This window comes from Microbacterium sp. SL75 (assembly GCF_026625865.1).
Lineage (GTDB): Bacteria > Actinomycetota > Actinomycetes > Actinomycetales > Microbacteriaceae > Microbacterium.
The window spans coordinates 2,512,859-2,524,818 of sequence record NZ_CP113067.1 but is presented as its reverse complement, the minus strand read 5'-3'; the positions used below and the strand labels follow the sequence as shown (position 1 = coordinate 2,524,818).

Sequence of the window (11,960 nt, the reverse complement as noted above, 5' to 3'; positions counted from 1 at the left end):
GAAGAGTCACACGGCCGCGAGGGACCGCGTCACACTCAGAAGCATGAAGCAGACGAACATCACGATCGCGAAACCGAAATCGATCGCGATCCCCCCGATGCGCAGGGGTGGGATGAAGCGACGGATCAGCTTGATGGGCGGGTCCGTCACGGTGTAAACGATCTCTGCCAACACCAGCGTGACGCCGCGTGGACGCCATTCACGGTTGAACATCGGGATGTACTCGAGCACGAGGCGCGCGAGCAGGAGCACGATGAAGATGAACAGGATCGCGCTGAGAATGGAGCCGACGAGGCTCAGAACGGCCACTGTTACTGGGACGCGAAGGGCGCAGCTTCAGGGTCGGCCTGCGCGATCGCACCATCGCCGGACACGGCGATGTTCTCGGGCGAGAGCAGGAAGACCTTGCTCGTGACCCGCTCGATGCGACCGTACAGCCCGAGCGAGAGACCGCTCGCGAAGTCGATCAGGCGGCGCGCGTCGGCGTCGCTCATCTGCGACAGGTTGATGATGACCGGGATTCCCTCGCGGAAGTTCTCGGCGATCGTCTGCGCATCGCGGTACTGCTTGGGGTGCACCGTGAGGATCTCGCTCACGGGTCCGGCCGCGGGCTGGCGCACCACGGCGGGACGGTGCAGGGGGGTCACCGGCGCGGACTTCTCGAGGGGAGCGGCAGCGGTGGGCTGCTTGCGCGCCATGGGCTGCGGCGCGGTCTCCTCGTAGGTCTCTTCCTCGTCGGCGAGGCCCAGGTACACCATCGTCTTCTTGAGGGGGTTCGACATCGCATCCTCCGTTCGCTCGTCTGGTCCGAGGCTAGTCGCGCGGGGGCCTCGGGCCCGTGATTGCGGAGCCGATCCGCAGGTGTGTCGCGCCCATTGCGATCGCTTCGGGGAAATCTCCGGTCATCCCGGCCGAGATCCACCGCGCGTCGGCGACGACCGAGCGCACCGCGTCGGCGCAGCGGTGCAGTCGCTCGAAGGCGCGGGCGGGTTCTTCGTCGAGCGGGGCGACGGCCATGACACCGCGAAGGCGCAGCGTCGACAGCCCCGCGACGTGCGCTGCGAGTTCCTCCACGCTCTCGGGAGCGACTCCCCCGCGACCCGGGTCGTCGGTGAGGTTGACCTGCACGAGGACGTCGAGGAGCTCACCCGCGGCACCGGCGGCGTGCAGCGCGTCGGCGATCCGCGATCGGTCGACGGAGTGCACGGCATCCGCCCCCGCTCGCACCGCCCGAGCCTTGTTCGTCTGCGCCTGGCCGATGAAGTGCCAGACGAGATCCGGGATGCCGTCGAGCTCGGCGCGCTTGGCAGTGAGCTCCTGCTGCCGGTTCTCGCCGACGTGCCGCACGCCGAGGGCGTGCAGGTCGGAGACGAGGGATGCCGGGTGGAACTTGGTCACCACGATGCGGGTGATCTCGGCGGGGTCGCGGTTCGCGGCCTCGGCGGCTTCGCGGATGCGCTCGTCGACGGCGGCGAGGCGGTCGGCCAGGGCGGTGTCCATGCTGCTCCTTCGACGACGAGAGCGGGCCCGGTGGAGACCGGACCCGCTCGTCGTACCGTTCGCTCTTACTTCAGGAAGTCGGGCACGTCGAGATCGTCGTCGGCGTAGCCGCCGTCGTACGAGGTCTCGGGCACGCGGGCGGTCACCGGCGCAGGCTCAGGGCGACGCTCGGGAGCGCGCTCCGTCGCCGCCTTCTGCTCTTCGGCCGCGTCGAGGTCGCGAGCGACGTCGTCGGCCGGGATGACGGGCACGACGGGCGCCGAGACGGGACGCTGGGCGCCGACCGCGTCGATGCGCAGCGACGGCTCGCCGCCGTCGAAGCCGGCAGCGATGACAGTGACGCGCACCTCGTCGCCGAGCGTGTCGTCGATGACGGTTCCGAAGATGATGTTGGCCTCGGGGTGCGCGGCCTCTTTCACCAGCTGGGCGGCGTCGTTGATCTCGAAGATGCCGAGGTTCGAACCACCCTGGATCGACAGCAGCACACCGTGAGCGCCCTCGATCGAGGCCTCGAGCAGGGGCGATTCGACGGCGAGCTCCGCGGCCTTGATGGCGCGGTCGGCGCCGCGGGAGGAGCCGATGCCCATGAGGGCGGAGCCGGCTCCCTGCATGACCGACTTCACGTCGGCGAAGTCGAGGTTGATGAGACCCGGGGTCGTGATCAGGTCGGTGATGCCCTGCACACCGGCGAGCAGCACCTGGTCGGCGGTCGCGAACGCCTCGATCATCGAGATGCCGCGGTCGCTGATCTCGAGCAGGCGATCGTTGGGGACGACGATGAGGGTGTCGACCTCTTCTTTCAGGCGCTGCACACCGCCCTCGGCCTGGCTCTGACGGCGGCGGCCTTCGAACGAGAAGGGCTTGGTCACGACACCGATGGTCAGTGCGCCGATCGACTTCGCGATCTTCGCGACCACGGGAGCACCACCGGTGCCCGTGCCGCCGCCCTCGCCCGCGGTGACGAACACCATGTCGGCGCCGCGCAGCGCCTCTTCGATCTCCTCGGCGTGGTCCTCGGCGGCGCGTCGCCCCACCTCGGGGTCGGCGCCGGCACCGAGGCCGCGCGTCAGCTCACGACCGACGTCGAGCTTGACGTCGGCGTCGCTCATCAGCAGCGCCTGGGCGTCGGTGTTGATCGCGATGAACTCCACGCCACGAAGGCCGAGCTCGATCATGCGGTTGACGGCGTTGACGCCGCCCCCGCCCACACCGACGACCTTGATCACGGCGAGGTAGTTCTGGTTGTGGCTCATGCCGGCCTCCGTTTGTCCCCGAACCCGAAACTTTAAACCTCATGTTGAGGGTTAAAGAATTGCCCGGTATGCAATTCCTTAGCTCGAACGTAGGCGGCGGATGAGACCCCGCCCGCCCGACACGCGGCGTGTCGGATTATCGCCTCGAAGATCAGCGGACGACGCCCGCCTCGGGCGAGGTCACGTCGTATTCCTTCGCCCGATCCGGAGGGCTCTTCTGCATGAGACGGTCGAGGACGACGGCCTTCTCGGCGGAGCGGTCGGCGCTGCCCCACACGACCTTCGACCCCGACGCCCCGAGCGTCAGCGTCACGTCGTCGGGCGTCGAGGCCGACACCGCGGTGACCGGCGACCGCACGGCATCCGGAAGGGAGCGCACCACGCGTCCTGCGGCCCGGAAGGCGGCCGAGGCGGTGCCACCGGTGATGTCGAGCACGGGCTGACCGGCGGGCGCGTCGGGGGTGGTCGATAGCGCGACGCCGGCGGCATCCACCACCGTGAAACCCGCCGCGGACTGCATCGCGCCGATCGGGGTGCGCTCCACGATGCGCACGACGAGATCGTGCGGCGGACGCGCCTCGAGCGTGTACGACTCCACGAGGGGGAAGCGCACCAGGGCCGCCTTGACGGCGCTGTCGTCGACCATCGCCAGGGGAACACCCAGCTGATCGCCCAGGGCGGCGGAGACGGCTGCCGGGTCGAGCTGCGAGGTTCCGACCACGTCGACCTTCTCGACCGAGAACAGAGGGCTGTACGCCACACCCGCCGTGCCGAGCGCCATGACGAGGAACGCCGAGATCGCCCCGATCCACACGCGCCTCCGACGCCGCTGGCGCACGGTGAACCGGCGCACCTCGGCCGAGAGCGCCCGGCGCCGGGCCCGGGAGGCGCGCCACACGTCGCGCAGACCCGCTCCCTGGGCATCCGACTCCCCCGCACCCGAGCCGGCATCGCGCGACCGATCCAGAGGCGTGAGGGCCGTGGTGTCGTCGACCGAGGCCGGACGCCGCGTCGCCGCGGAGCGCTGAGGCGTGGGGCGGCGCGCGGACTCCGACGTCGACGGCAGGGGCGAGGGCCGCTTCACGCTCAGACCGCCGCGGCCTCGGTGCGGGACAGCGCCTCGAGCACCTGCGGGATGATCTGGTACACGTTGCCGCAGCCCAGGGTGATGACGTAGTCGCCGGGGCGGGCGATCCCGGCCGTGTAGTCGGCTGCCGCCTGCCAGTCGGGCACGTAGTGCACGTGGGTCGGATCGGCGAAGGCACCGCTGACCAGCTCGCCGGTCACGCCGGGCACCGGGTCTTCGCGCGCGCCGTAGACGTCGAGCATGACCGTGTGGTCGGCGTGGGTCTCGAGCACCTCGGCGAATTCGCGATACATCTCCTGCGTGCGCGAGTAGGTGTGCGGCTGCTGGATCGCGATGATGCGTCCCTCGCCGACGACCGTGCGCGCGGCCGAGAGCGCGGCGGCGACCTCGGTGGGGTGATGCGCGTAGTCGTCGTAGACGCTGACACCCTGCTGCACGCCGTGCAGCTCGAAACGGCGGACCGTGCCGCCGAAACCCTCGACGGCGCGCGCGGCCTCGACGAGAGAGTGGCCGAGCACGCGGAGCACGGCGACCGCACCGGCGGCGTTGACGGCGTTGTGGGCCCCGGGGACGCGCAAGCGCACCTCGACGCTCTCGCCGTCGGCGGTGAGCGTGAAAGCGACGGGACCGTCGGTCCGGATGCCGCTGAGTCGCACGTCTGCCGCCGCATCCTCGCCGAAGGTCACGACGTTCGCGTGCGTGATGCGCTCGCGCACGGAGCGAGCGCCGGCGTCGTCGGACGAGATCACCACGGCCTCACGCGCGGCATCCGCGAACCGGGCGAAGGCCGCGTCGAAGGCGTCGCGCGAGCCGTAATGGTCGAGGTGGTCGGGGTCGACGTTGGTGATGAGGGCGACGGAGGTGTCGTACAGCTCGAAGGTGCCGTCGGACTCGTCGGCCTCGATGACGACGAGGTCGTCGCTCCCCGTGCCGCTCGAGGCTCCGAGGTCGGCGATCACGCCGCCGTTGACGAACGTGGGGTCGACGTCGAGGGCGCGCAGGGCCGTGACGATCATGCCCGTCGAGGTGGTCTTGCCGTGAGCACCGGCCACCGAGACCAGGCGGCGCCCGCCGATGAGCCAGTGCAATGCCTGGGAGCGGTGGATGACGTGCAGCCCGCGTTCCTTGGCCGTGACGAACTCGGGGTTCTCGGGCCAGATCGCTCCGGTGTGCACGACCGTGTCGGCGTCCCCCAGGTGCGCGGCGTCGTGACCGACGTGGACGACCGCACCGCGTGCGGCGAGATCCCGCAGAGCGGCACTGTCGGAGCGGTCGGAGCCGGAGACCCGGATCCCGCGGTCGAGGAACATGCGCGCGAGTCCCGACATGCCCGAACCGCCCACTCCGATGAAGTGGGCGGAGGAGATCGTCTCGGGGATGGGGAGGCTCAGGTCGGGTCTGATCATGGCGCTTGCGAGTTTACGTCGCCGATCCTGAGCGAAGGTCTCGGCGCGCTGGGGAGGCGGGGCGGTCGAGGCCGGACGTCGGCGGCGGACCGTCGGGCAGACCCGGGCGGGCCGGATGCCCGCGGCGGGCCGTCAGGCGGAGTTCTCGGACGACTCACCGACCGCACACACCCCGAACCGGCATGTCGCCGACGAACTCCGCGCGACGGCACAGGCGGAGAGTGACGCCGGCGGCGGGTCGGAGGGTTCAGCCGCCGAGCGCCTCATCGATGAGGGCGATGACGTTCTCGGTTCCCGTGCGGATGCCGGTGCGCGCGGCGGCGTCGCGCATCGCGGTGCGGCGATCCTCGTCGCGCAGCAGCGGCACGATGTCGGCGCGCACGCGCTCGGGCGAGAAGTCGGCGTCGGGGATGAGCAGTGCGGCGCCCGCGCGGACGGAGGCGCCGGCGTTGAGGCTCTGCTCGCCGTTGCCGACCGCGTAGGGCACGTACACCGCCGGGATGCCGAGGGCATTGATCTCGCTGACCGTTGCGGCGCCAGAACGGGAGACGACGAGATCGGCGAGGGCGAAGGCGAGATCCATGCGGTCGACGTAGCGGACGACGGCGTAGCCGGCGACACCCGGGTCGGGCAGATCGGAGTTCTGCCCCGTGACGTGAAGCAGCTGCCAGCCCGCGTCGAGGACGTCGCGCCACGCTCCGCCGAATGCGGTGTTCAGGCGCAGGGCGCCGAGCGACCCGCCGAAGACCAGGAGCGTGGGGCGCGCGGCGTCGAGCCCGAAATGCACAGCCGCCTCGGCACGGCGTGATGGGGCGTCGAGCTCGACGATCTCTCGGCGCAACGGCATCCCGACCTCGCGCGCTCCGCGTAGCGGCGTGCCCTCGAAGGCCACACCGACGCCCGCCGCGCCACGGGCGCCCAGCACGTTGGCCAGGCCGGGCCGGGCGTTGGCCTCGTGCACGACGAACGGCACGCGTTCGCGCCGAGCCGCCACGTAGGCAGGCGCAGCGGCGTACCCGCCGAACCCGACGACGACGTCCACTCCGCGCGAGCGGATGAAGCGGCGAACGTGGGCGACCGCGCGCAGGAACCGCACGGGGAACGCCGCGGCTGCCCCGTTCGGTCGGCGCGGGAAGGGGACCTTGGCGACGGTGAGCAACTCGTAGCCGCGCAGCGGGACCAGACGGGACTCGAGGCCCTCGCGCGTACCGAGGACGAGGACATCGGCGGCGCCGTCGCGCGCACGAAGGCCGTCGGCGACCGCGAGCAGGGGGTTCACGTGTCCGGCGGTGCCGCCGCCGGCGAGGAGGTAAGTCGTCACTGTTCGACCCTAACCACGTCGAGCGCGGCCGAAAGGCGAGCGCGCGCTCAGCCGCGCGGACGGCGGGCGGATGCCGCGGCCCGGCGCGCCGTGCGCGGGGGCGCCTCGCTCACCGCGCGGCGATCCGGCAGCGTCCGTGCGCAGGACAGCAACACGCCGCACCCGATCAGCACCGACAGCAGCGACGTCCCCCCCTGGGACATGAACGGCAGCGGCACACCCAGCACGGGGAACACGCGCAGCACCACCGCGACGTTGATCATGGCCTGGCCGACGATCCAGATCGTGATGCCGCCCGCGACGATGCGCACGAAGGGGTCGTCGGTGCGGCGGATGATGTGGAAAGCGCCGACGGCGAAGAGGCCGAAGAGGAGGAGGACCACGACGCAGCCGATGAGTCCGAGTTCCTCGCCCACGATCGCGAAGATGTAGTCGTTCGCCGCGGCCGGAAGCCAGTCGTACTTCTCGGCGGAGTTGCCGAGGCCGACACCGAAGATCCCGCCGGCGGCGAGACCCCAGATCCCGTGCAGCGGCTGATAGCAGTCGCCGAGGTAGTTGGCGATGCAGTCCTGATCGAGGAAGCTCATGATGCGGCGCATGCGGTCGGCGCTCGTGATGGCGAACAGGGCGATGGCGCCGACGGCCGCGAGGGCCGGCAGCACGAAGATGCGCAGCTTCACGCCCGAGAAGAACAGAGCCCCCAGCAGGACGAGCACGAGGATCATCGTCGTCCCCAGGTCCTTGCCGCCCATGACGGTGGCCACGACGAGAGCGAAGACCGGAACGATCGGGATGAACACGTGCCGCCAGTCCCCCAGCAGCGTCTGCTTGCGGTACAGCACGTAGCCGAGCCAGAGCGCGAGAGCCAGCTTGAGGAACTCCGCCGGCTGAGCCTGGATGCCCGCGAGATTGATCCAGTTGCGGTTGCCGTTCGCCGAGATGCCCAGGGGGGTGAACACCAGCAGCTGGAACAGGGTCGCGAGGATCAGCGCGGGCCACGCCATGCGCTTCCAGAAGCGCAGGGGTGCTCGGCTGAGGACGAACATCAGCGGGACGCCGATGACGGCGAAGACGCCCTGCTTGATCACGTGCTCGAAGGGGTTCTGCGCGCCGTCGAGAGCCGAGGTCGCCGACAGCACCATCACGAGACCGAAACCGGTCAGCAGGAGCGCGGCGGAGGTGATGAGCAGGAACTCGCTGGGCACGGGCCGGAACGCCCGGCCCAGGGAGACACGGGCGGCGAGCCCGGTGCGTTCGGGTTCGCCGGATGTGCGCCGCGGAGGAGGTGCCGTCGTGGTCACGCGAGTCCCCTCAGTCGTGCGGTCGAGAATCTCCGTCGTGGCCCGCGATCCACACCTGCACCGCTTCGGCGAAACGGTCGCCGCGGTCGGAGTAGGACGCGAACTGATCGAAGGATGCCGCCGCGGGAGCCAGGAGAACGGTGTCTCCATCCCGGGCCACACCCGCCGCCAGTTCGACGACCCGGGCCATGACGTCTTCAGTCTCGGCGTGGTCGACCTCGAACAGCGGCACCGCCGGGGCGTGTCGCTCGAACGCCGTCACGATCTCGTCGCGCTCGGTGCCGATCACGACGACCGCTCGCACCGACGCGCCACGAGCACGGACGAGGTCGCCGAGGTCGACGCCCTTGAGGAGCCCCCCGACCACCCAGACGGCGCCGGGATAGGCCGCGAGCGACGAGGCCGCCGCGTGGGGGTTCGTCGCCTTGGAATCGTCGACCCAGGTCACCCCCCGGTGGACTCCGACGACCTGGATGCGGTGCGGGTCGAGGCGGAAGCGCTCGAGCGTGTCGTGGATGTGCGCGGGGCTCGCGCCGAGGGAGCGCGCGAGCGCCGAGGCGGCGAGGATGTTGGCGACCATGTGGGGGGCCGCGAGCCCCCGCTCGGCGAGGTCGGCCACCGTCGTGAGTTCGAGAGCGGAGGTGGCACGTTCCTCGAGGAACGCCCGATCGACGAGGATGCCGTCGACCACGCCCAGGTCGCTGGGGCCGGGGACACCGAGGTCGAAGCCGATGGCGCGAGCGCCCTCGATCACCTCGGCGTCCTCGACCATCTCGCGGGTGGCGACGTCCGCCTTGTTGTAGATGCAGGCCACCCGCGTACGAGCGTAGACGCCGGCTTTCGCCGACCGGTACGCGTCAGCACCGCCGTGCCACTCGAGGTGGTCGTCCGCGAGGTTGAGGCACACCGAGGAGTGCGGCGACAGCGCGTCGGAGCCGGTCTGCAGGTTCAAGTACCAGAGCTGGTGGCTCGAGAGCTCGACGACGAAGACGTCGAAGCCGCTCGGGTCGCGCACCGCGTCGAGCACGGGGGTTCCGATGTTGCCCACCGGAACCGCCCGCTGACCCGCGGTCATGAGCATCTCGGCGGTCAGGCGCGTCGTGGTGGTCTTGCCGTTCGTGCCGGTGATCAGCACCCAGTCGGCGGGGCGCCCGTCGGCCCGCACGACCTTGTCGCGCACGCGCCACGCGAGTTCGACGTCGCCCCACAGCGCGATGCCCCGCTCCTGCGTCCACGCGATCACGGGGTGGTGCGGGGGGAAGCCCGGGGATGCCACGACCACCTCGGGTGCGAAGTCGGCCATCTCGGCGGGCACGGTCTCGAGCGGGCCCTCGTGCAGATTCACGCCCAGCACCGGGAGGAGGCGGGAGTACTCGGCATCCGCCCGCTCGGTCACCACGAGCACCTCGGCGCCGAGCTCGGCGAGGGTGTCGGCGACGGAGAAACCGGTCACCGAGAGACCGAGGACGACGACGCGCAGTCCCTTCCAGTCGGCGTGCCAGCTGGTGAGGGTGGAGAGGTCGGTCATACGCGTGACAGCCATTCGACGTAGAAGAATCCGATGCCCGAGACGGCTAGGAGCCCGGCGATGATCCACATGCGCACGACGATGGTGACCTCGGGCCACCCGCGCATCTCGAGGTGGTGGTGCAGCGGGCTCATGAGGAAGAGGCGCTTGCCCCGGGTGATCTTGAAGTAGGCCCGCTGCAGGATGACCGAGCCCGACGCGATCACGTAGACGCCCGCGATGAGGATGAGCAGGAGCTCGGTGCGGGTGAAGATCGCCAGGGCGGCGATCACGCCGCCGATCGCCATCGAGCCGCAGTCCCCCATGAAGACCTTCGCCTTGGGCGCGTTCCACCAGAGGAAGCCGACGAGGGCTCCCACGAACGAGGCACCGACGATGGCGAGGTCGAAGGGGTCGCGTACGGCGTAACACCCGGCCTGCACGGTGGGGTCGAGCACGTCGGCGCAGACCTGCTTGTTCTGCCAGAAGGCCATGAGGCTGTACGCGCCGACCACGAAGATGCCCGAGCCCGCGGCGAGGCCGTCGAGACCGTCGGCGACGTTGACCGAGTTGGAGGTCGCGGTTCCGATGAGCGAGATCCACGCGAGGTAGAGCAGCCATCCGAGGATCGGCCCGAGCGCGAAGAACGACAGCAGCTGGATGTCGCGGAACACGGAGACGTAGCCCGAGGCGGCGGTCTGTCCGACCGTGTTCGGGAAGTTCAACGCCACGATCGCGAAGGGCACGACCACGATCACCTGACCGGCGATCTTGCGCCAGCCGGAGAGTCCGAGGCTGCGCTGCTGGCGGATCTTCATGTAGTCGTCGATGAAGCCGACCACACCGAAGCCGAGCATGAGCCACAGCACGAGCAGGCCCGAGACCGTGGGCGGGTTGTTACCGGCGTACGAACCGATGAAGTACCCGACCATCGTCCCGAGGATGAAGATCGTGCCACCCATGGTGGGAGTGCCGCGCTTGGCCCCGTGCGAGGGGTTGTGCACGTTCTCGGGGGTGCGGATGACCTGGCCCCAGCCCCACTTGCGGAACCACCGGAGGAAGACCGGGGTGAGGAAGAGGGTGAAGGCGAGCGAGATCGCAGCCGACGTCAGAAGTGATCTCACGCGAACAAGTCTCCCAGACGGTCGCCGAGGTGCCGGAGCCCCGCCGAGTTCGACGACTTCACCAGCACGCGATCACCGTCGCGCAGTTCGGTCGAGAGGTAGTCGTAGGCCGCATCGGCGTCGGCGAAGAAGACGGCCTCGCCGTCCCAGGAGCCCTGGGCGATGGCCTCGAGGTACATGCGGCGCGCCTCGGGTCCGATCACGACGATCCGCTGAATGCGCAGGCGCACGGCCAGCAGTCCCACACGGTCGTGCTCCTCGTCGGCGTACTCGCCCAGCTCGCTCATCGCGCCCAGGACGGCGACCGTTCGCTCCTCGGGACCGGTGATCTGGGCGAGGGTGCGAAGGGCGGCGGCCATGGAGTCGGGGCTGGCGTTGTACGCGTCGTTGATGATGCGCACGCGATCGGAACCCAGCGGCTGCATCCGCCAGCGCTCGGCGATCTCGACGGTCTCGAGACGGGCGATCGCGTGGGCTGCGGGCACGCCGAGCGCGGTGGCGGCGGCGAGGGCCGCGAGAGCGTTCATCACGTGGTGCTCACCGAGCACGCGCAGGGTGAGGGTGAAGGGTTCTCCGTCGATCACCAGATCGGCGCGGGTCCCGGATGCCGAGACCTCCACGTCGACGGCGCGCACCTCGGCCCGCTCGCCCCGGCCGAACCACCGTACGTCCTGCCCGCGCTCGCGCGCGATCGGCTCCATCGCGGCCACGCGCGGATCGTCGGCATTGAGGACGGCGAGGCCGCCTTCGCGGGTGGCCTTCACCAACTCGCTCTTGGCATGGAACGTCGACTCGATGCCGCCGAACCCGCCGGCGTGCGCCATGCCGACCATCAGCACGACTCCGATGTCGGGGGTGACCAGACCCGCGAGGTGCGCGATGGCGCCCGGGGCACTGGCTCCGAACTCGCTCACGAGGTAGCGCGTGTTCTCGGTGACGCGCAGCATCGTCAGCGGGGCGCCGACCTCGTTGTTGAACGAGGCGCGCGGTGACACCGTCTCTCCCTCGTCCTCGAGGATGCAGGCGAGGAGGTTCTTCGTGGTCGTCTTGCCATTCGACCCCGTGATGCCGACGATCTTGAGCGCGCCCGTCTCGCGGACTCGAGCCACCACGTCCCGAGCCAGGTCGCCGAGGGCGGCCACGGCATCCGGGACGACGATCTGGCTCACCGCGTCGTCGAGCTCGCGTTCGACGATCGCGAGGGCCGCGCCCCGCTCGACGGCCGTGCCGACGAAGAGGTGGCCGTCGGTGGTCTCACCGGGCTTGGCGACGAAGATGCCGCCGGGCTCGATCAGGCGCGAGTCGGTGTCGACGAGCCCCGAGACGAGGGTGTCGGCAGTGTCGTCGCCGCGGACGACGAGGCGCCCGCCGAGCACGTCGGCGAGGTGGGAGAGGCTGAGGGAGATCATTGCTGTGGGACGCCCTTTCCGGTCGCATTCGTTACCGAGACGAGACCGACGT

The 11,960-nt window shown here is 70.2% G+C and carries 11 protein-coding genes; all 11 read right to left on the bottom strand.

The features are described 5' to 3' along the window. Positions 1-6: 6 nt before the first annotated feature. The 11 genes from OVA17_RS11820 to OVA17_RS11770 all read right to left on the bottom strand — a co-directional run bounded on the left by OVA17_RS11820 (position 7) and on the right by OVA17_RS11770 (position 11,908). Positions 7-309: a YggT family protein gene (locus OVA17_RS11820; RefSeq protein WP_094733641.1), complete on the bottom strand. Its 303-nt coding sequence runs from the start codon at positions 307-309 to the stop codon at positions 7-9. A 2-nt stretch (positions 310-311) separates the two neighbouring features. Then, positions 312-782 carry a cell division protein SepF gene (locus tag OVA17_RS11815; protein WP_267786740.1) on the bottom strand — a complete coding sequence of 157 codons (471 nt, stop codon included), beginning with the start codon at positions 780-782 and terminating at the stop codon, positions 312-314. A gap of 31 nt (positions 783-813) precedes the next feature. Continuing rightward, positions 814-1,500, bottom strand: a complete 687-nt coding sequence (locus OVA17_RS11810; protein ID WP_267786739.1) for a YggS family pyridoxal phosphate-dependent enzyme — start codon at positions 1,498-1,500, stop codon at positions 814-816. A 65-nt stretch (positions 1,501-1,565) separates the two neighbouring features. Next, positions 1,566-2,753 carry a cell division protein FtsZ gene (ftsZ, locus tag OVA17_RS11805; RefSeq protein WP_074694330.1) on the bottom strand — a complete coding sequence of 396 codons (1,188 nt, stop codon included), beginning with the start codon at positions 2,751-2,753 and terminating at the stop codon, positions 1,566-1,568. Between the two features lie 151 nt (positions 2,754-2,904). Continuing rightward, the gene (locus tag OVA17_RS11800; RefSeq protein ID WP_267786738.1) at positions 2,905-3,837 is read right to left on the bottom strand and encodes an FtsQ-type POTRA domain-containing protein; all 933 of its coding nucleotides are present in this window, start codon (positions 3,835-3,837) and stop codon (positions 2,905-2,907) included. 2 nt (positions 3,838-3,839) lie between these two features. Then, the gene (gene murC / locus OVA17_RS11795; protein ID WP_267786737.1) at positions 3,840-5,246 is read right to left on the bottom strand and encodes a UDP-N-acetylmuramate--L-alanine ligase; all 1,407 of its coding nucleotides are present in this window, start codon (positions 5,244-5,246) and stop codon (positions 3,840-3,842) included. 247 nt (positions 5,247-5,493) lie between these two features. Further along, positions 5,494-6,567: a UDP-N-acetylglucosamine--N-acetylmuramyl-(pentapeptide) pyrophosphoryl-undecaprenol N-acetylglucosamine transferase gene (locus tag OVA17_RS11790; protein ID WP_267786736.1), complete on the bottom strand. Its 1,074-nt coding sequence runs from the start codon at positions 6,565-6,567 to the stop codon at positions 5,494-5,496. A 47-nt stretch (positions 6,568-6,614) separates the two neighbouring features. Further along, entirely contained in the window at positions 6,615-7,868 is a 1,254-nt protein-coding gene (ftsW, locus tag OVA17_RS11785; protein WP_267786735.1) for a putative lipid II flippase FtsW, read from the bottom strand. Between the two features lie 10 nt (positions 7,869-7,878). After that, entirely contained in the window at positions 7,879-9,411 is a 1,533-nt protein-coding gene (gene murD / locus OVA17_RS11780) for a UDP-N-acetylmuramoyl-L-alanine--D-glutamate ligase (RefSeq protein WP_420712419.1), read from the bottom strand. After that, positions 9,393-10,499, bottom strand: coding sequence for a phospho-N-acetylmuramoyl-pentapeptide-transferase (mraY, locus tag OVA17_RS11775; protein WP_267786734.1), 1,107 nt, complete (start codon positions 10,497-10,499; stop codon positions 9,393-9,395). Before mraY ends, murD begins: the two co-directional genes overlap by 19 nt. Beyond that, positions 10,496-11,908, bottom strand: coding sequence for a UDP-N-acetylmuramoyl-tripeptide--D-alanyl-D-alanine ligase (locus OVA17_RS11770; protein WP_267786733.1), 1,413 nt, complete (start codon positions 11,906-11,908; stop codon positions 10,496-10,498). Before OVA17_RS11770 ends, mraY begins: the two co-directional genes overlap by 4 nt. Positions 11,909-11,960 lie beyond the last annotated feature (52 nt).